Here is an 18,198-nt window from a genome sequence, read left to right on the forward strand (position 1 = left end):
TCGCTTTTTTTCTAATCTATCGATTTTAAAAATTTATAATAAAGAATTCCTAAAATCAAAATTTTTTGTCCTAGCCTCTTAAATTATCCCCAAAAGCTATCTTCTTCAGCTTGATCTGAAGAGAAGAGCCAAACTTCTTTGATTTTTCCGTCTTCAATACGGAAGAGATCAATCCCGTTCATATTGAGTTCAGTACCATCAGCCCGTGTTCCAAGAAAAGTAACATTGGCTGCGATTAAATTCTTATTGTCAGAAACCCAATTTGTTATCACCTTAAAGGTTCCATTAGTTTTCTCAGCAAATGTAGCCAGATGAGTTCCTAGCTTGTCCTTACCAACAACTGTACCAGATATACTATGATTACCAGGTTGATGCCAGACAATATCGTCTGCCATCGTTTCAAAGACACCAGGAAAGTCACCAGCAATTAAAGCTTGGTTATAAGCGTTGAAAATTTCTAAGTTTGTTGACATATATATTCTCCATTTCTTTTTTATGATATAATTGTAACAGTTACAAACAAAAAAACAAGTAGGCACTTTTTCGATAGCTAGTATCAAAAGTGGTACTATTATTGATACTAAAAGATAAATTTTTTTTAAAAAAATAGAAAGAAGATATTTTATGACAAATAAAGTGAGTGAGTATGGTATTTGTCCATTTGCGACAACGCAGAGGGTTTTAACGGGGAAATGGGCACTGGTAATCATTTATCAGTTGAGTACGGGTACTAAACGATTTAAAGAATTGCAGAGATTATTGCCTGGGATTACTCAAACTATTTTGACCCGTCATCTCCGTCAATTAGAAAAGGATAAGATTGTTCAACGAAAGGTCTATGCCGAAGTTCCACCACGAGTTGAGTACAGCTTAACCAAAATGGGGCAGGAATTCAGAGTTGTTTTAGATGCTGTCGAGAAATGGGGTATAGATTATATCAAGCTGCTAGAAATGTAGAGGTATTGACCATGTATAAAGAGTTACTCAGAAAAATATCTGAAGAAAGACCAAGTTATCATCAGGAAGAAATCCAGTGGTTGCTTGATCATTTGGGAGATCCTTCTCCAGAAATTCGTGATGACCTTGTTTTTACAAGCTTTGCTAGAGGGATTCAGGAAGAACTATTTACACAGGAACAATTTCATTTCATTGCTGAAGGGATTTCATCTGATGGAGGATTAGATAAAGAGATTGATAAGGTAGGTCTGTCAACCCTTGAACGTTCTTTTAGGGCGCTTATTTATGTAAATCTCTTGTCTGCAGATGCCAACCAGCAATCGATTTTTTATCAGGGATTAAAAGCAGAAATTCGTAATGTCCTTTTAAATCAAGGCTTGCACTATCTTTCAAAAGAAAAGGATACAACGGGTTTTTCAAGTCAGTATGGTTGGGTTCATGCTTTTGCACATGGAGCCGATTTACTGACAGAGGTGGTTTGTCATCCAGACTTTCCTAAAAACAGAGTTCATGAAGTATTTGATATACTTGGCCAACTATTTAAAAGAATTTCGATTCGTTTTACAGATGATGAGGATTGGCGTTTAGCAAGAGTGATCTATGAACCTATTTTACAAGGGAAGTTGGAGCAAGAGCAAGTAGCTTCTTGGATAAAAGCTGTTGACTTTCCGATAGAAGAAAGGGAAGATTTTTATAAATTTTCCAACTTCAGATCCTGTCTGTTGGAAGTCTATGTCCAACTTGACCAGAGAAATAGTTTACAAGATGACTTGAAAGAAGCTATCCAGTCTTTTCAATACTAGGGATAAGCTAATATTACTTATTGAAAGAGTTTCTATTGTACCCTCCTAACTAATAATGAAAACTAATAAAAGAGGTTGAATCATTTTCCAACCTCTTTTCTTGTATCTTAATGGAATTGCATACCACCATCAACGATAATGGTTTGTCCTGTAATGTAGTTTGAATCTGGCCCTGCAAGGAAGCTGACAGCAGCAGCCACATCTTCTGGTTCAGATAGACGTTTTAGAGTAATATCTTTTGCAAATGTCTGCATACCCCATTCGTCATCTTTTCCTGCATTTTTACCAACTTCATGAGCGATGTCGTACATCATTGGTGTTTTCACAATACCTGGTGCGTAGGCGTTAACAGTGATGCCTGAGTCTGCTAAATCACGTGCTAATGTTTGCGTGATTCCGCGAACAGCAAATTTTGTTCCACCATAAACAGTTAGATTTGGATTGCCCACTACACCGGCTTGAGAGGTTGCGTTGATAATTTTACCTCCGTGGCCAAGTGCTTTAAATTGCGCTTGTGCAGCTTGTGACCCCCAAATGACACCACCAACGTTGATACCGAAAGTGCGTGTAAATTGTTCCTCAGTAATTGTATCAAGAGGAGTAGTTGGAGCAACACCAGCGTTATTTACAACAACATTCAAATCACCAAAATGGTCAACAACCTTTTGAAATGCTTGTGCAACTTCGGCCTGTTTCGAAACATCAGCCACGACAGCAAAGGCATTTTCAGCTGATAATTCGGCAACAGCTTTTTCAGCTGTTTCGGGATTGTAGTCTAAGACTCCTACCTTAAAGCCATCTTGAACCAATCGTTTTGCGATTGCAAAACCGATTCCTTGACCTGCACCTGTGACAATAGCAACTTTAGACATATGATTCCTCCTTGGTATCCACGATACCATTCAAACGTTCATAAAAGAACAGCAAAGTTGTAAAAATTAGTTCAAATTAGGGGTTGAACAACATATCCGAACTATGTTAATAGTATATAACTTTAGAAAAAATGTTTCAAATAAACACTACCGTTTTTATAGAATTTTGTCCTGAAAATTTCCAAGCAATTTTCTTGAAACCCTTTCCCTCTTTTGATAGACTAGTATCTAGTTTTTGAAAAAAGGAGAAAGAAAATGAAAAAATTTGTCGCTGAGTTAATCGGTACCTTTATGCTTGTGTTCGTCGGAACAGGAGCTGTTGTTTTTGGAAATGGTCTTGATGGCCTTGGTCACCTAGGGATTGCCTTTGCCTTTGGTCTGGCAATCGTAGTTGCAGCTTACTCAATCGGAACTGTTTCAGGTGCTCACTTGAACCCAGCTGTTTCGATCGCTATGTTTGTAAACAAACGTTTGTCATCAAAAGACCTTGTCAACTACATCCTTGGTCAGGTTGTTGGAGCTTTCTTAGCATCTGCTTCTGTCTTCTTCCTCTTGGCTAACTCAGGCATGTCAACTGCTAGTCTTGGTGAAAATGCCTTGGCAAACGGTGTTACTGTCTTTGGTGGTTTCTTGTTTGAAGTCATCGCAACTTTCTTGTTTGTCTTGGTTATCATGACTGTGACATCAGCAAGCAAAGGAAATGGTGCGATTGCTGGTTTGGTAATCGGTTTGTCCTTGATGGCAATGATCCTTGTGGGATTGAACATTACTGGACTTTCAGTTAATCCAGCTCGTAGCTTGGCACCAGCTGTCTTTGTAGGTGGCGCAGCCCTTCAACAAGTATGGATTTTCATCCTTGCCCCAATCGTTGGTGGTGTTCTTGCAGCTCTTGTTGCGAAAAACTTCCTTGGAACAGAAGAATAATTGAAATTCAAAAAGCCTTGCTCTGAACTGCACCCCAAAAGTTAGACAGAAAAAATCTAACTTTTGGGGTGCTTTTATTATGAAATTAACTTATGATGATAAAGTTCAGATCTATGAACTTAGAAAACAAGGATATAGCTTAGAGAAGCTTTCAAATAAATTTGGGATAAACAATTCTAATATTAGGTACATGATTAAATTGATTGATCGTTATGGAATAGAGTTCGTCAAAAAAGAAAAAAATCGTTACTATTCTCCTGAATTAAAACAAGAAATGATTGATAAAGTTCTACATGAAAACTGGTCTCAAGATAGAGTTTCTCTCGAATATGCTCTCCCAAATCGTGGTATGCTTCCAAATTGGATGGCACAATACAAGAAAAACGGGTATACTATTGTTGAGAAAACAAAAGGGAGACCATCTAAAATGGGACGTAAACCAAAGAAGAAACCCGAAGAGATGACAGAGTTAGAACGACTTCAAGCAGAAAACGAGTACCTGAGAGCGGAGAATGCTGTCCTAAAAAAGTTGAGAGAACTCCGCTTGAAGGAGGAAAAAGAGAAAGAAGAAAGAAAGAAATTGTTCAAGAATTAATCACTGATTTTTCGTTAGATATTCTTCTAAAAACCATTAAACTCGCTCGTTCGACCTACTACTATCATTTGAAACAGCTAGACAAACCAGATAAGGATCAAAAGCTTAAAGCTGAAATTCAAGCTATTTTTACCGAACAAAAAGGAAATTACGGATATCGTCGAATCCATTTAGAATTAAGAAATCGTGGTTATGTGGTCAATCATAAAAGAGTTCAACGCTTGATGAAAGTGCTCAATTTACAAGCTAGAATCCGCAAGAAACGCAAGTATTCTTCTCATAAAGGAGATGTTGGCAAGAAAGCAGACAACCTTATTCAACGCCAATTTGAAGCAGCTAAACCAATGGAAAAGTGTTATACGGACGTGACAGAATTTGCCATTCCAGCAAGTACTCAAAAGCTTTACTTATCACCAGTTTTAGATGGTTTTAATAGCGAAATTATCGCCTATAATCTTTCAACTTCACCTAACTTAGAACAAGTAAAAACAATGTTGGAACAGGCCTTCACAGAGAAGCACTACGAGAATACGATTCTTCATAGTGACCAAGGTTGGCAATATCAACACGATTCTTATCATCGCTTCCTAGAGAGTAAGGGAATTCAAGCATCCATGTCACGTAAAGGTAACAGCCCAGACAACGGCATGATGGAATCTTTCTTTGGCATTCTGAAATCGGAGATGTTTTATGGTTATGAGAAGTCATTTGAGTCGCTCAACCAATTGGAACAAGCCATTGTAGACTATATTGATTACTACAACAATAAACGAATTAAGGTTAAACTAAAAGGACTCAGTCCTGTGCAATACAGAACTAAATCCTTCGGATAAATTATTTGTCTAGCTTTTTGGGGTCAGTACACTCCTCATCTTGAGGAACAGGGCTTTTTTGTTTGAGTTTAACGGTTGTCAATTTTCTCAGGATAAAGGTCGTGTTGGAAGAGGCGTTGTTCTGCCAAGCCTTCATACTTAGTTCCAGGCTTACCGTAGTTGTAGTAGGGGTCGATTGAAATGCCACCGCGCGGAGTGAATTTTCCCCAGACTTCCAAATAGCGAGGGTCTAGCAAGTTGACCAAGTCTTTCCCGATGGTATTGATACAGTTTTCGTGGAAATCTCCGTGGTTTCGGTAGCTAAAGAGGTAGAGTTTGAGGGATTTTGACTCAACACAGAGCTTGTCAGGAATGTAGGAAATATAAATAGTCGCAAAGTCTGGCTGAGCAGTGATTGGGCAAAGTGAGGTAAATTCAGGACAGTTAAATTTGATGAAATAGTCATTTTCCACATGACGATTGTCAAAGGATTCCAGGACTTCTGGTTGATATTCGAAAATGTAGTTGGTTTCTTTGTTGCCTAGTAGGCTTAGGTTTTTCATTTCTTCTTGTTGTGACATGATTTTTTCTTTCTAATTTTATACTCAATGAAAATCAAAGAGCAAACTAGGAAGCTAGCCGCAGGCTGTACTTGAGTACGGTAAGGCGAAGCTGACGTGGTTTGAATTTGATTTTCGAAGAGTGTTAAACACCACGTTGATTATCGTAGAGGAGGGTATGGAGTTGAGGAAGGACGCGGACATTGCCCCAGCTATCGTCAGTAGCGACGCGTTCCCAGAGTTCTTTGAGACGGTTCAGTTGATCTTGGATAATATTGCCTGTGGCCTTTGGCTCAGGATTTCCAGCTGATAAGAAGAGGACATCTGGTTGGTAGCGTTCTTGAATACCTTTGGCAAAGGCTAGATCTGCATCATCAAAGACAGGGATTTTAAAGGTGACCTTGTCTGGATCCAGTTGGGAAACGATAAAGTCCAGGGTCTCAAAGTTGACTTCCATCTTGGATGAAGGAGGTTTGGGACTCAGAGTGACCTGGTCGATGTCTTTCAACCAATTTTGCCAGCGAGAGCCTTGAGTTTCAACAGCCAGAGTGACACCACGTTCCTTGAGTTTGGTTACTAGTTCAGCCATGTTGGCTGCTAGGATAGCAGGATTTCCCCCAGATAGGGTTACATAGTCGTAGCTCCCCAATTTATCCAAGGCAGCAATAACCTCGTCAGCAGTCATACGAGTTGGCTTTTCAGAACCATCCCAAGTAAAGGCAGAATCGCACCAGTCGCAGTGGTAGTCGCAACCAGCAGTGCGGACAAACATGGTTTTCTGCCCAATAGCACGACCTTCGCCTTGAAAGGTTGGGCCGAAAATTTCCAGAACTGGTAGTTTGAGGACACGTTCCCTAGTCATCTAACCACTCCCGTCTAAACTCCGCAAAGGCAGTCGGAGTCTCATAGAGGCGAACGTATTCCAAACGGAGACCACGTTCGTCTGGCAACTCTTGGTTCATGGTTTGGAAAATCCAGTAAACCATATTTTCAGCAGTCGTGTTCATATAGGGAAGAGTTTCATTGAGATAGCGATGATCCAAGTGGGGTTCTAAGTAGTTCTTGTAGATTACTTTGATGTCTCCGAAATCGTAGGTCATGCCACGTTCATCTAAAAATCCACTGACAGCAATCTGCAGATGATAGGTGTGGCCGTGCAGGGACTTACATTTTCCCTCATAGTGAAAGAGGTGGTGGGCAGCATCGAAGGTAAATTCTTTTGATACCAAGGTTCTGTGAGGATTGTAGACAAGAGACTCCCCGGTCTCCTGTTTGATTTCTTTGGGTGCAAAAAACATTAGGCCTCTCCTTTCTGTGAGAGATAAACATCTAAACCATGTTGACGTAGGTGGCAGGCTGGGCAATCTCCACAGCCACTTCCGATAATCCCGTTGTAGCAGGTTAAGGTCTTTTCACGAACATAGTCAAAGGCACCGAGTTGGTCGGCTAATTCCCAAGTTTCAGCCTTGTCTAGCCACATGAGAGGTGTTTGGATAACGAAGTCGTAATCCATGGCAAGGTTGAGGGTAACATTAAGGGATTTGACAAAGACATCTCGACAATCGGGGTAGCCTGAGAAGTCTGTCTCGCAGACACCTGTCACGATATCTTTAATGCCACGTTGCTTAGCAAGGACTGCCGCAAAGGACAGAAAGAGGTGGTTGCGACCGTCAACGAAGGTATTGGGAATCTCTCCCTCTTTTTGCTCAATCTCTAGATCAGAAGTCAAGGCATTTTCAGTGATTTGCCCCAGCAGAGACATATCTAGGATATGATGACGAATCCCCTGTTCCTTGGCGATTTCTCTAGCAACTTGAATTTCGAGATGATGGCGTTGACCGTAGGCAAAGGTAACGGCTTCGACCGTTTCATAGTGTTCTTTAGCCCAAAAGAGGCAGGTTGTAGAATCTTGACCGCCACTAAAGACGACCAAGGCTGATTGACGTTTCATAGTACTCCTTCTAAAATGGGGAATGTTCAGAGCACGCAAAAAGCTCCCTTGAGGGAGCTAAAAAATACCAAGTCAAGGTTTTTTTTAGCGATGGCATGTCCCAAACATCGTAATATTCTACCTATAGTCTAGCATATTTTTTGAAAAATGGCAAAGGGCAAGAAAAAAGAGACCAAAGCAAGTACTTGGTCTCTCGTTTGATTAGCTCAATTCAGCAACGATGGCCTTGATTTGTTCTGCTGTGTGAACACCTGCAACTTGTTTGACAACTTGGCCGTCTTTTTTGAAGAGAAGAGTTGGGATAGACATGATTCCAAAGGCACGAGCTGTGTTTGGATTTTCATCAACGTCCATTTTAACGATTTTCAAGACATCTTCTGAAAGTTCTTCAGACAATTTATCCAAGATTGGACCTTGCATACGACATGGACCACACCAAGTTGCCCAGAAGTCTACCAAGACCAAACCGTCTTTTGTTTCTTGTTCGAATGTTGCATCTGTAATTGCTTTTGCCATTGTATTTCTCCTTTTTTAGTTATATTGGCTTAAATCTTGTTTCATGAGATAGAAGAAGACATCTCCATAAGTCCCATGGTAGTCCAAATCATGACCGTTGTAGGTTAATTTTTGGACAGGGTAGTAGTCTGCGACGCCGATAAGGCAAGCTTGTTGCGAACGATCAAAGTCTTCATAAGATTCGAAAGTTACAGTTCTTTCATTCTTGCTGGCATCTAGATAGGTAATTTCAATCATATTTAAAACTCCTTTGTTTAATGATGATTTTATTTTACTCCTTGTAAAAGAGAATGTCAAGAAAAATGATTGCGCACGCAACTTTTTTCTAAAATCATCTTAAATCAAGAAATCCAAACCAGTTTCCAAGCTCTCTTCAACAGCCTTTTGTAGAGTGGCCAGTGTCTTTTGCCCATCACTTGTCAGGCAGATAAAGCTAGAGCGTCTATCTTGATCACAACACCTGCGACTAAGTAGACCGCAATTTTTGGCTTCCAAGCGAGCCACCATCCGAGAAACAGCGCTCGGGCTCAGATGAAGTTTATCTGGGAGGTCAATCTGACGTAGAGATTTTTCTTGAGCCAAGTCCAGATAGTAGAGCAGGTAAAACTCTTTCAAGGTCAGACTTTGCTCGCTCTGCTGGGCAATAGTCTCTTCCAAGAGACTTTCAATTTCTTTCTGACGCCGATTGAAGTCAAACCATTTTTCCAAGTAGGTCATAGTATCTCCTTTCTTTTTAGAGTTATAAGATAGAAGAATGTCCATTCACGGACAGTCTCTGCATCACAAGATGATTGCGCACGCAATAATTATACTACTTTTCAAAAGAGCTGGCAAGAAAGACGCAGGCATCTCTTATCCTAAATCATGCCTGTTTTCACAAGTCAAGAATTGTTTGTATCCCCTTTCCTTTCTAATTTTTATTATCCCTTGTGCATTTCCTTGAAATTTTCTGAAAAAAGAGTAAACTGGTATGCAAGAAGTCTATTTCGTGGAGTTTAGGATGAAATTATATGTTCAATTAATGATTCTCTTTGTGATTTCTCTAATCGGAGAGGGAATTTCCAGTTTCTTTCATTTGCCTATCCCAGGCAGTATTATCGGCTTGATTATTCTCTTTCTAGCCCTACAATTTAAGTGGCTGAGAACCAGACATGTCAATATGGTTGGGAATTTCTTGCTGGCCAATATGCCCATTCTCTTTTTGCCACCAGCAGTGGGAATCATGGAGAAGTTTGATGTGATTGCTCCCTATCTCTTGCCCATTGTTTTGATTGTCTTTTTTGCGGCTGTCATCAATATTATCCTCATAGCCTTGGTAGTTCAGTTCATCAAGAGACGGTTTGAGGGAGATTATGAGAAAGGAGATGCCAAATGAGTGAATTTGTTTCCAATCCCCTGTTTGGGCTTGCCCTGTCTATCCTAGCTTATCTAGTAGGAATGCTGATTTACAGACGTTTTCCCCATCCTTTGACAACGCCCTTGCTTTTGTCAGCTATTTTCATTATCATCTTTCTAAAGGTGACGGGTATTTCTTACCAAGATTACTACCAAGGTGGGGTTTATCTGAACAACTTGATTGTCCCATCGACCGTGGCTCTAGGGATTCCGCTTTATAAGAGTTTTCACTTGATGAAGCACCATGCTCGGAGTATTCTCTTTGGTAGTCTGCTAGCGGTAGTGGTCAATACCTCTTTCACAGCCCTTGTAGCTAAAATCTTTGGCATGGACTTTTTCCTAGCCATTTCTCTCTTTCCTAAGTCAGTGACAACCGCCATGGCAGTGGGGATCACAGAAAAATTACAAGGCTTGACGACCGTGACCTTGGTTGTTGTAGTGGCGACTGGGATTTTAACCAGTGTGATTGGACCAACCCTTTTGAAGTGGTTGAAAATTGACGACCCAGTAGCAGTCGGACTTTCCCTTGGAGGAACAGGCCACGCAGTTGGAACAGGAACTGCCTTTCGATATGGTTCTGTAGCAGGAGCCATGGGTGGCTTGGCTATCGGTGTCACCGGTATTCTCTATGTCTTTGTCAGCCCCATTGTAGCCAGTTTGATATTGAGTTAAAAAGCAAGGAATTTGAGTTCCTTGCTTTTTCAAATCGTATGTTATAGAGTATTATTTTTCTTTGCTTAAGTGAATGACTTGGTCATAGTGCTTTAAGTCTTCTTCCGTGTAGTGGTGAATGACTTCAATGACTGTTTGAGGTAGGGAGAAGAGCAAGTCACTAATCTTTCTGCTATTTTCCAAGTCAAGATTGGTCTTAATCTCATCAGCTAAGATGAGCTGGCTATCATGGTAGAGGGCGCGAGCGATTTCAAGGCGTTGTTTCTCGCCACCAGATAGACTATCATTTCTGAGCGTTCGATTTTTCAAATGTTCTAATCCTGTTTTTTTGAGGATATGATTTAAAGTCTCTTTATTTTTATCCAGTCCCAGAAGGATATTGTCTTCCAGAGATAGCGTGTCAAAGTAATGGCTATCTTGGAGAATATAGGAACTAATACTTGTGATTTCTTGACGTGACAGGTTCTGACCAGAAAAGCTAATCTGACCACTTGTTGGTGTTTCTTCTCCATGAATGATATTGAGCAGGGTTGTTTTACCAGAGCCACTTTCCCCGATAATGGCGATTTTTTCTCCTTGCTTGATGTGTATGGAAACCGGAGATAAGAGGCTATTCCCATCTTTTTCTAAGGAGATGCTGTTAAGCTGGATAGGGAAAATGTTTTCTATGCTTCTAGGCGAGATGAAGTCAGACTGGTTCAAAAGTTTTTGGTATTTATTGAGAAGAGTTCGATTCGCTTTTCGGGTGTTGGTAAAGTAAGCCAACTCTTGGAATTGATAGCCGATATTATGGGAAACTAGATAGATGGCCACAAAACTCGCCGCATCTAAATAATTATAGTAGGTCATAAAGCCACCGATGACGATTGGTGTGACAGAACAAAAGGCATCGATGCTATTGATCAAGAGACTGTTTAAAGTTCGTTGCTTTTCATAGTTAATTTCGGCATCTAGACTGGTTTGTAATTGCTTTTGATAGCGAGCAAAAAAGTAGTCTTGCCCCTGATAATGGCGAATTTGTTGGCTACCACCAATAAAATTTGTCAAGCTTGCTAAGTAGCTCTGGTTAACAGTGGACCGCTTTTCAGAAAGTGAATCCAAACGCTTGGATCCAATAGCACTGCAGAGTACAGGAAAGGAGTAGAAGAGGATGAAAATCAAACCCAAGTAAAAATTGGTCCATAGGGCATAGAGAATGGACACAGTTGTGAAGCCAAGAGAAGAAATGATGATGACCGTTGGCTCAATATAGCTTTCTTCTAGTTGCTTGACGTCGTTTTCTAGGTCAGACAAAATATCCTTTTCATCAATCTCATAACTGTTTAAAAATCGCTTGAAAATAGCACTCTTGATTCCATATTTGAAGTCAGTAATCAAACGGGCGTAGTAATAGCGTTTCCCAGCCAAACCTAGTAAGAGGATGAGATTACCAAGGATTCCTAGAATCAATACTTTCCAAAGAATGCCTAGCTCTTGATTGGTAAAACTAGCAACAATATTTTGAACAAGGGCTGGTGTGATAATCGCTTCCAGCCAGGTAACGGCAATAGAAAAGAAGTAAAGTACGAGGTGTTTCTTAGTAACAAATCTTCTCAGCATAAAGAGTTGACCTCCTTATCGATATACATGTAATTAGTTTTAAAGTCATTATACTCCTTTATCTCAAATACTTCATATAAAAATATAATTTTTGGTGGATATACAATTAAATGACAATGTCAAAATGTAACAGATTAAATAAAAAGCGAACAAAACAGAATTCATTGTTTCGATTCGCTTTTTGTATTATTATCTAGATTTCTTGCATCTCTGATAACATTTAGTCTGGGCAGGTACACTAATAGTTGATGGAAAAAAATGTGTACTTTAGATTATTTCCAAGCGCCACTGGCATCTACATAGTAGCCATCTGGTGTGTAGGTATTGTGAAGCATCTTACCTGATGAAGCAAGGTAATACCAAGATCCGCTATCTTTCACCCAGCCTGTTGCCATAGAACCTGAGTTGTTTAGATAATACCAAGATCCGCTATCTTTCACCCAGCCTGTCGCCATTGAACCTGACTTGTTTAGGTAATACCAAGAGCCACTATCTTTCATCCAACCTGTTGCCATAGCACCTGAGTCTTTTAGGTAATACCAAGAGTGATTATCATATAGCCAATCACTAGCAATCATGGCTCCTGATGATGTAAAGGCATACCAGTTGCCACCTTGATAGAGCCAAGTTTGATTGAACATGACTCCTTTATCATTCATAAAGTACCAGTTTCCATTGTCCTTAACCCAAGCATTCTGCACTAATTGACCTTGTTTTTGATAGTACCAGGTTTCATCGTCACCATTTTTTCGATTTATCCAGCTTTCTGCTTTTACAATCGGATAAAGTGTTCTGAAGGCTCCTCCCCCCTTGTAGGAATGACTGATAACTCCTGGTTTTACAAGTTTCATACCACCAGACTCCTCTGCCCAAGCATAGACTTTTTGACCATTGAGAGTCTCTGGTAAGGTAGCAGTGTAGGTCTTGGTTTGATAGTCCCATTTTGTATCAAGGTAGGTGTATTGATCATTTGATTCTTTAATATGGTAGTATCCACTCTTTCCACCATTATATACGTCATCTACCACTTTAGTGGACCAGGTCTTCACTTCATTTCCGCTCTTGGCCTCGACCTTGATATCTCCTCTATAGCCATAAGGTACATAGAAATTCAGGTAACGCCCTTTTGTACCGACCATAGAATTGTCTCTTTCTTGACCTAGGAAATTGACAGTCTGATCTTGACCGTTGAGACTGACCGTCCACTCGATTTTCTCGGTTTGTGGCAAATCTAAGACTTTGATATCTACTTCATGGCCATTATTAAATCGGAGAATTTTGCCATCTTGATACTTAACACCACCCTTGATAACCCATTCTTCTTCCAATTCGAAGGCCTTTCCTGAATGAGGGAAAGCTAGTAAAGCTAGACCTGCTAGAGACAAACCAAATAGTGTGATTTTTTTTGATACTTTCATTTTCTTGACTCCTTATTTTTGGAATAAAACAAATTGACTGTTTTTAGGGTAAACTGATACATGTTGCTCCTTATTACTGCTTGATGCAGCTTCAAGGACTAGAGGATAAGAGTATTGATACAGTTCCTCTAAAGTGATTTTTCCGTTAGTATTGGTGTCTGCCATAGGCGAAATCATTCTATTTTGAAGTGAATCCCAACCTGTCCCCATTGCCCAGTATCTGGTGGCAAGACTACCTACTCCGACTAGACTATACGATTCTTCATCCATACAAGAGGCACATAGTACGAGGAATTTAGAATCAAGCATTTCACCATTCTTACTTGCTACATCTCCTGTTGAGAATCCTGCCAAAAATGCTTGTTCATCAAATCTATCTTCAGACTTGGAGGCAACCTTTTTGTTTGGTTTATTTGCATCTATAATTTTTCCTGAATAGCAACAATCTAGCATAACCACAAACTTACCTTTGTATTGTTTCAGTATAGATGCCAATTCCCAACCTGAAAATGTCTGACCATCGCTACCAATGGCTATCGTCCCATCTTCTCCACCATGACAAGTAAGGTAAAGATAGTTCACATCGCTTTCGCTAGAAGATTTGAAAAGTTCTTGCATTTTTGCAATAATCTCGGACTTAGTTTTATCTGGGAAACGAACAACTTTACTAAAGTTTTGGTTGCTAAAAACCTTTTCCATAGTATTAACGTCTTCGATAGGTACAGCGGTTGTTGATGTTTCACCAAGAACTAAAGCACGGCGATTAATCGTTTGTCTTGCTCCACTACTAGCAAAGAAATAAGTATCATCTCCAATATTGTGCCAACCTGTCTGCATAGCACCGCTATCAGCTAAATAATATTGTTTTCCTTCGATAGTCTGTAGGCCAGTTTGCATGACACCGCTAGTATTTAAATAGTACCAACTACCAGAAATCAAACACCATCCTGTTTTCATAGCACCACTATCATCTAGATAATACCAATTTCCATACTCATTGAACCAACCTGTTTTCATCCAACCTTCACTATCAAAATAGTACCAGGTTTCATTAATCTTTTCCCACCCGTTTTTAGTGTAAGAACCGTCAGAATGTTTATACCACCAACGGCCATTCGATTGAATCCAACTGCCATTAGAGTGGCTATAAGCCTTGGGAGAAATAGATTCTTGAGCAGAAACTGGACTATTTACTGGTAGTGTTGTCACTAGGCTCAGTAAAGCAACTGATGACAATAAAATTTTTTTCATAATCATATTGTCCTTTCTGTTTTATTTTTGTATAATCATAATCATATCACAAATAAAAAAACAGGTTTAATTTTTTGCAGAAATGGAAGAGGAATACTATGGAAAATTTTGGAGCAGTTTTAAAGTGCTTGCCTTTTGTAGTATAATTGTCTTGCATCTCTGTGCCTTTCTTATGTTTTTGACTGAATAAAAGTCTAATAAGTAGGAGAGGTTCTTTTCCATAATTTCTCGAATAGAACACAAAAAAGCGAACAAAACAAAATTCGTTGTTTCGATTCGCTTTTTGTATTATTATCTAGATTTTTCTTGCAGTACTGATAACATTTAGTCTGAGCATGTACCTAATAGTTGATGGCAAAAAATGTGTACTTTAGATTATTTCCAAGCGCCACTGGCATCTACATAGTAACCATCTGGTGTGTAGGTATTGTGAAGCATCTTACCTGATGAAGCAAGGTAATACCAAGATCCGCTATCTTTTACCCAGCCTGTTGCCATAGAACCTGAGTTGTTTAGATAATACCAAGATCCACTATCTTTGATCCAACCTGTCGCCATAGAACCTGAGTCTTTTAGGTAATACCAAGAGTGATTATCATATAGCCAGTCACTAGCAATCATAGCTCCTGATGGTTTAAAGGCATACCAGTTGCCACCTTGATAGAGCCAAGTTTGATTGAACATGACTCCTTTATCGTTCATAAAGTACCAAGTTCCCTTGTCCTTAACCCAAGCATTTTGAACTAATTGTCCTTGTTTTTGATAGTACCACTTTTCACTGTAATTATTTTTTAGCCAGCTTTCTGCTTTTACAATCGGATAAAGTATTTTGAAGGCTCCTGCCCCCCTGTAGGAATGACTGATAACTCCTGGTTTTTGAAGTTTCAATTCTTCATAGTCGTCTGCCCAAGCAAAGACTTTTTGACCATTGACAGTCTCTGGTAAGGTAGCAGTGTAGGTCTTAGTTTGATAGTCCCATTTTGCATCAAGGTAGGTGTGTTGATCATTTGATTCGTCAATACGGAAGTAACCACTCTTTCCACCGTCATTATATACATCATCTACTACTTTAGTGGACCAGGTCTTTACTTCATTTCCGCTCTTGGCTTCTACCTTGATATCTCCTCTATAGCCATAAGGAACATAGAAATTCAGGTAACGCCCCTCTGTACCGACCATAGACTTGTCCTTTTCTTGACCTAGGAAATTGACTGTCTGATCTTGACCATTGAGACTAACCGTCCACTCGATTTTCTCAGTTTTTGGCAAATCCAATACTTTGATATCTACTTCATTGCCATTATTAAATCGGAGAATTTTGCCATCTTGATACCAAACATCACCCTTAATAACCCACTCTTCTTCAAGCTCAAAGGCCTTTCCTGAATGAGGGAAAGCCAGTAAGGCTAGACCAGCTAAAGACAAACCAAATAATGTGATTTTTTTTGATACTTTCATTTTCTTAACTCCTTATTTTTGGAATAAAACAAATTGACTGTTTTCTGGATAAACTTCAATATGTTGTTTATGATTTTGTTTTAAGACTTGTTCACGTGAGTAAGAATACAATTCGTTTAGTGTGATTCTGTTGTTAAAATTTTGATCAGCAATTAAAGAACCTTGAGATTGCTGTACAGGGTCCCATCCTGAACCTAAAGACCAATATTTAGTTGCCAAACTTAAATCTCCACCACTAGAGGATTCCGCACCTCTTGATGAGCATAGTACTAAAAATTTAGAGTCAATCATCTCACCTGCTTTTTCGTTACCGCTTGTATTAGTAAATCCTAAAACAAATTCATCCATATCAAATTTTTCGGTAATAGACTCTTCATTAGATCTGATTGAATTATCTTTAGAAATAATTGTTCCAGCATGACAACAATCCAGCATAACAACAAACTTACCTTTATATTGTTTCAGTATAGACGCCAATTCCCAGCCTGAAAATGTCTGACCATCGCTACCAAGATAGATTCTTCCGTCTATTCCTCCATGACAAGTAAGGTAAAGATAGTTCACATCGCTTTCACTAGAAGATTCAAACAGTTCTTGCATTTTTGCAATAATCTCAGCTTTTGTTTTATCTGGGAAACGAACAACTTTACTAAAGTTTTGGTTGCTGAAAACCTTTTCCATAGTATTAACATCTGCTATAGGTACTGCTATCGTTGATGTTTCACCAAGAACTAAGGCACGGCGATTAATCGTTTGTCTTGCTCCACTATCAGCAAAGAAATAGGTATCGTCCCCAATGTTTTGCCAACCTGTCTGCATAGCACCACTAGTAGATAGATAATATTCGTTTCCACCGATAGTCTGTAGTCCTGTTTTCATGGCACCACTATCATCTAGATAATACCAGTTCCCAGATTCTTTAATCCAACCTGTCTTCATCCAACCTTCATTATCAAAATAGTACCAGGTGCCATTTATTTGTTCCCATCCATTTGTAGTATAAGAACCATCAGAATGTTTATACCACCAACGGCTACCAGACTTTATCCAACTTCCACTTGACTTACTATAAGTTGTTTGAGAGGATGATTCTTGAGCATAAACTGGACTATTTACTGGTAGTGTTGACACTAGGCTCAGTAAAGCAACTGTTGACAATAAAATTTTTTTCATGATATTATTGTCCTTTCTATTTTATTTTTGTATAATCATATCACAAATAAAAAAACCAGGTTTTATTTTTTGCAGAAATGGAAGAGGAATAGTATGGAAAATTTTGGAGCAGTTTTAAAGGATATCCGTATTTCAAAAAATTTTCGTCTTAAAGATTTGGCTTGTGATAAGATTAGTGAGTCCACTATTTCTCGTTTCGAAAATGGGATTACAAAATTATCTATTGATCATTTTTACATGTTGTTAAATCGTCTTGGAGTATCATTTTCGGAATTTGAAGAATTAGTTCATTGCTATTATTCCAAAAAAGAATGTTTTTTTGAAGAATTAGAACATGCTGTAAACTCTTCAGATATCATTTTGTTACAAGAACTAATAAAGAAAATAGAACTAAAACAAAAGCAGGAAAAAAGTTTATGCAATTGTCACATAAAATTGATTGCTGAACAACAGATTAATCGCCTTGCAAATCTTCCTTACAATGCATCTAAATGCAATGAGCTAATAAAGTATTTGCTTTCTGTAGATAATTGGATGGAGTATGAACTAAAAATTTTTTATAATTCGGTGTTTTTTATGAACACTAAAACCATAAGCTTACTATATAGAGTGGTAATCAAGAAAACACGACATTTTTTAAAAACTGATACCGGAACACATAGAGTAATTCCTTTATATTTATTTAATTTAGAATTATTATTAAAAAATAATTTGTTAGATAACGCTCAATTTTTTATAGATGATTTAGAAAATTTACTGACCAGACAAGGATATTATTTTGAAAAGACTTATTTGCTTTTTTTAAAAGGTATTTATCTCATAAAAACGAATCAAGTAGAGTTAGGTAAAAAAGAATGTTCCAAAGCTATGAAAATATGTAAGGAATATAATGATAGTGTCACAATAGAGAAATTAAACAAGACCTTTAAATCAGATTTAAAAGGATTTGTTTTTTAAATAAAGTTAGACAGAAAATGAGATAAAAGAAAAAGGATAGCCTCTCTGAACTGCACCCCAAAAGTTAGACATAAAAATCTAACTTTTGGGGTGTTTTTATTATGAAATTAACTTATGAAGATAAAGTTCAAATATATGAATTAAGAAAGAAAGGAGAGAGCTTTAGACAACTTTCAAATCAATTTAGGATAAACATTTCTAATCTTCAGTACATGATTAAATTGATTGATCGTTATGGAATAGAAATCGTCAAAAAAGGAAAGAATTGTTACTATTCTCCTGAAC

At 38.5% G+C, this 18,198-nt stretch carries 21 protein-coding genes and 1 pseudogene; 8 read left to right on the forward strand and 14 right to left on the reverse strand.

Translation table 11 applies throughout. The features are described from left to right. Positions 1–83: 83 nt before the first annotated feature. Complete coding sequence (locus M1G12_RS05740) at positions 84–473, reverse strand: nuclear transport factor 2 family protein (protein WP_247949537.1); 390 nt, start codon at positions 471–473, stop codon at positions 84–86. Between the two features lie 151 nt (positions 474–624). Here M1G12_RS05740 and M1G12_RS05745 point away from each other — a divergent pair, with 151 nt between their 5' ends. Continuing rightward, positions 625–957 carry a winged helix-turn-helix transcriptional regulator gene (locus M1G12_RS05745; RefSeq protein WP_247949538.1) on the forward strand — a complete coding sequence of 111 codons (333 nt, stop codon included), beginning with the start codon at positions 625–627 and terminating at the stop codon, positions 955–957. Positions 958–968: 11 nt separating this feature from the next. Beyond that, positions 969–1,760, forward strand: coding sequence for a DUF2785 domain-containing protein (locus M1G12_RS05750; protein ID WP_247949539.1), 792 nt, complete (start codon positions 969–971; stop codon positions 1,758–1,760). Positions 1,761–1,867: 107 nt separating this feature from the next. Here M1G12_RS05750 and M1G12_RS05755 read toward each other — a convergent pair whose 3' ends face one another. Beyond that, complete coding sequence (locus tag M1G12_RS05755; RefSeq protein WP_000048147.1) at positions 1,868–2,632, reverse strand: (S)-acetoin forming diacetyl reductase; 765 nt, start codon at positions 2,630–2,632, stop codon at positions 1,868–1,870. A 255-nt stretch (positions 2,633–2,887) separates the two neighbouring features. On the opposite strand from M1G12_RS05755, the gene M1G12_RS05760 reads away from it, so the two are divergent. Both M1G12_RS05760 and M1G12_RS05765 read left to right on the forward strand, forming a co-directional pair. Further along, a complete protein-coding gene (locus M1G12_RS05760; protein WP_247949540.1) occupies positions 2,888–3,556 on the forward strand; it encodes an MIP/aquaporin family protein in 669 nt (222 codons plus the stop codon). 79 nt (positions 3,557–3,635) lie between these two features. Further along, a protein-coding gene (locus tag M1G12_RS05765; protein ID WP_247949541.1) for an IS3 family transposase occupies positions 3,636–4,984 on the forward strand; the annotation gives its coding sequence in 2 pieces (ribosomal slippage) (positions 3,636–4,077 and positions 4,077–4,984; 1,350 coding nt in all). A 68-nt stretch (positions 4,985–5,052) separates the two neighbouring features. Here the strand turns inward: M1G12_RS05765 and queF are convergent. From queF to M1G12_RS05800, 7 genes are all read right to left on the reverse strand, one after another. Beyond that, complete coding sequence (queF, locus tag M1G12_RS05770; protein WP_000082587.1) at positions 5,053–5,544, reverse strand: preQ(1) synthase; 492 nt, start codon at positions 5,542–5,544, stop codon at positions 5,053–5,055. A 124-nt stretch (positions 5,545–5,668) separates the two neighbouring features. Then, positions 5,669–6,385 (reverse strand): 7-carboxy-7-deazaguanine synthase QueE, encoded by a 717-nt coding sequence (queE, locus tag M1G12_RS05775; protein WP_045611102.1) that lies wholly within the window; start codon positions 6,383–6,385, stop codon positions 5,669–5,671. Next, positions 6,378–6,821: a 6-carboxytetrahydropterin synthase QueD gene (queD, locus tag M1G12_RS05780; protein ID WP_033687234.1), complete on the reverse strand. Its 444-nt coding sequence runs from the start codon at positions 6,819–6,821 to the stop codon at positions 6,378–6,380. The genes queE and queD overlap by 8 nt, the downstream gene beginning before the upstream one ends. Further along, positions 6,821–7,474, reverse strand: a complete 654-nt coding sequence (gene queC, locus M1G12_RS05785; RefSeq protein ID WP_070482975.1) for a 7-cyano-7-deazaguanine synthase QueC — start codon at positions 7,472–7,474, stop codon at positions 6,821–6,823. The genes queD and queC overlap by 1 nt, the downstream gene beginning before the upstream one ends. Before the next feature lie 201 nt (positions 7,475–7,675). Then, positions 7,676–7,990: a thioredoxin gene (trxA, locus tag M1G12_RS05790; RefSeq protein WP_001029581.1), complete on the reverse strand. Its 315-nt coding sequence runs from the start codon at positions 7,988–7,990 to the stop codon at positions 7,676–7,678. Between the two features lie 15 nt (positions 7,991–8,005). After that, positions 8,006–8,227, reverse strand: a complete 222-nt coding sequence (locus M1G12_RS05795; RefSeq protein WP_000570256.1) for a DUF4649 family protein — start codon at positions 8,225–8,227, stop codon at positions 8,006–8,008. 99 nt (positions 8,228–8,326) lie between these two features. Then, complete coding sequence (locus tag M1G12_RS05800; RefSeq protein ID WP_000221634.1) at positions 8,327–8,707, reverse strand: MarR family winged helix-turn-helix transcriptional regulator; 381 nt, start codon at positions 8,705–8,707, stop codon at positions 8,327–8,329. A 283-nt stretch (positions 8,708–8,990) separates the two neighbouring features. Here M1G12_RS05800 and M1G12_RS05805 point away from each other — a divergent pair, with 283 nt between their 5' ends. Further along, the gene (locus M1G12_RS05805; RefSeq protein WP_247949542.1) at positions 8,991–9,365 is read left to right on the forward strand and encodes a CidA/LrgA family protein; all 375 of its coding nucleotides are present in this window, start codon (positions 8,991–8,993) and stop codon (positions 9,363–9,365) included. After that, on the forward strand, positions 9,362–10,057 hold the full coding sequence (locus M1G12_RS05810; RefSeq protein ID WP_001288943.1) for an LrgB family protein: 696 nt from the start codon (positions 9,362–9,364) through the stop codon (positions 10,055–10,057). The genes M1G12_RS05805 and M1G12_RS05810 overlap by 4 nt, the downstream gene beginning before the upstream one ends. A gap of 51 nt (positions 10,058–10,108) precedes the next feature. Here M1G12_RS05810 and gggC read toward each other — a convergent pair whose 3' ends face one another. The 5 genes from gggC to M1G12_RS05835 form a co-directional block, all read right to left on the reverse strand. After that, entirely contained in the window at positions 10,109–11,656 is a 1,548-nt protein-coding gene (gggC, locus tag M1G12_RS05815) for a streptosactin export ABC transporter GggC (RefSeq protein ID WP_247949543.1), read from the reverse strand. Between the two features lie 272 nt (positions 11,657–11,928). After that, a complete protein-coding gene (locus tag M1G12_RS05820; protein WP_247942470.1) occupies positions 11,929–13,074 on the reverse strand; it encodes an N-acetylmuramoyl-L-alanine amidase family protein in 1,146 nt (381 codons plus the stop codon). A gap of 12 nt (positions 13,075–13,086) precedes the next feature. Further along, a complete protein-coding gene (locus M1G12_RS05825; protein WP_247942471.1) occupies positions 13,087–14,325 on the reverse strand; it encodes a caspase family protein in 1,239 nt (412 codons plus the stop codon). A 375-nt stretch (positions 14,326–14,700) separates the two neighbouring features. Then, positions 14,701–15,783 (reverse strand): N-acetylmuramoyl-L-alanine amidase family protein, encoded by a 1,083-nt coding sequence (locus M1G12_RS05830; protein WP_247942472.1) that lies wholly within the window; start codon positions 15,781–15,783, stop codon positions 14,701–14,703. A 12-nt stretch (positions 15,784–15,795) separates the two neighbouring features. Next, the gene (locus M1G12_RS05835; RefSeq protein ID WP_247942473.1) at positions 15,796–16,956 is read right to left on the reverse strand and encodes a caspase family protein; all 1,161 of its coding nucleotides are present in this window, start codon (positions 16,954–16,956) and stop codon (positions 15,796–15,798) included. A gap of 93 nt (positions 16,957–17,049) precedes the next feature. Here M1G12_RS05835 and M1G12_RS05840 point away from each other — a divergent pair, with 93 nt between their 5' ends. Then, entirely contained in the window at positions 17,050–17,913 is an 864-nt protein-coding gene (locus M1G12_RS05840; protein ID WP_247949544.1) for a helix-turn-helix domain-containing protein, read from the forward strand. A 101-nt stretch (positions 17,914–18,014) separates the two neighbouring features. Beyond that, positions 18,015–18,198, forward strand: a pseudogene (locus M1G12_RS05845) (IS3 family transposase); the annotation flags it as partial.

The sequence above is a fragment of the Streptococcus mitis genome (genome assembly GCF_023110375.1).
Classification (GTDB): Bacteria; Bacillota; Bacilli; order Lactobacillales; family Streptococcaceae; genus Streptococcus; species Streptococcus mitis_CI.

What these genes read in the sequence shown, in the direction of transcription:
- queC (WP_070482975.1), bottom strand. Translation starts at nt 7,474, where the DNA reads ATGAAACGTCAATCAGCCTTGGTCGTCTTTAGTGGCGGTCAAGATTCT.
- M1G12_RS05755 (WP_000048147.1), bottom strand. Translation starts at nt 2,632, where the DNA reads ATGTCTAAAGTTGCTATTGTCACAGGTGCAGGTCAAGGAATCGGTTTT.
- trxA (WP_001029581.1), bottom strand. Translation starts at nt 7,990, where the DNA reads ATGGCAAAAGCAATTACAGATGCAACATTCGAACAAGAAACAAAAGAC.
- M1G12_RS05840 (WP_247949544.1), top strand. Translation starts at nt 17,050, where the DNA reads ATGGAAAATTTTGGAGCAGTTTTAAAGGATATCCGTATTTCAAAAAAT.
- M1G12_RS05830 (WP_247942472.1), bottom strand. Translation starts at nt 15,783, where the DNA reads ATGAAAGTATCAAAAAAAATCACATTATTTGGTTTGTCTTTAGCTGGT.
- M1G12_RS05750 (WP_247949539.1), top strand. Translation starts at nt 969, where the DNA reads ATGTATAAAGAGTTACTCAGAAAAATATCTGAAGAAAGACCAAGTTAT.
- M1G12_RS05810 (WP_001288943.1), top strand. Translation starts at nt 9,362, where the DNA reads ATGAGTGAATTTGTTTCCAATCCCCTGTTTGGGCTTGCCCTGTCTATC.
- M1G12_RS05805 (WP_247949542.1), top strand. Translation starts at nt 8,991, where the DNA reads ATGAAATTATATGTTCAATTAATGATTCTCTTTGTGATTTCTCTAATC.
- M1G12_RS05740 (WP_247949537.1), bottom strand. Translation starts at nt 473, where the DNA reads ATGTCAACAAACTTAGAAATTTTCAACGCTTATAACCAAGCTTTAATT.
- M1G12_RS05795 (WP_000570256.1), bottom strand. Translation starts at nt 8,227, where the DNA reads ATGATTGAAATTACCTATCTAGATGCCAGCAAGAATGAAAGAACTGTA.
- gggC (WP_247949543.1), bottom strand. Translation starts at nt 11,656, where the DNA reads ATGCTGAGAAGATTTGTTACTAAGAAACACCTCGTACTTTACTTCTTT.
- queF (WP_000082587.1), bottom strand. Translation starts at nt 5,544, where the DNA reads ATGTCACAACAAGAAGAAATGAAAAACCTAAGCCTACTAGGCAACAAA.
- M1G12_RS05820 (WP_247942470.1), bottom strand. Translation starts at nt 13,074, where the DNA reads ATGAAAGTATCAAAAAAAATCACACTATTTGGTTTGTCTCTAGCAGGT.
- M1G12_RS05835 (WP_247942473.1), bottom strand. Translation starts at nt 16,956, where the DNA reads ATGAAAAAAATTTTATTGTCAACAGTTGCTTTACTGAGCCTAGTGTCA.
- queE (WP_045611102.1), bottom strand. Translation starts at nt 6,385, where the DNA reads ATGACTAGGGAACGTGTCCTCAAACTACCAGTTCTGGAAATTTTCGGC.
- M1G12_RS05825 (WP_247942471.1), bottom strand. Translation starts at nt 14,325, where the DNA reads ATGAAAAAAATTTTATTGTCATCAGTTGCTTTACTGAGCCTAGTGACA.
- M1G12_RS05760 (WP_247949540.1), top strand. Translation starts at nt 2,888, where the DNA reads ATGAAAAAATTTGTCGCTGAGTTAATCGGTACCTTTATGCTTGTGTTC.
- M1G12_RS05800 (WP_000221634.1), bottom strand. Translation starts at nt 8,707, where the DNA reads ATGACCTACTTGGAAAAATGGTTTGACTTCAATCGGCGTCAGAAAGAA.
- M1G12_RS05745 (WP_247949538.1), top strand. Translation starts at nt 625, where the DNA reads ATGACAAATAAAGTGAGTGAGTATGGTATTTGTCCATTTGCGACAACG.
- queD (WP_033687234.1), bottom strand. Translation starts at nt 6,821, where the DNA reads ATGTTTTTTGCACCCAAAGAAATCAAACAGGAGACCGGGGAGTCTCTT.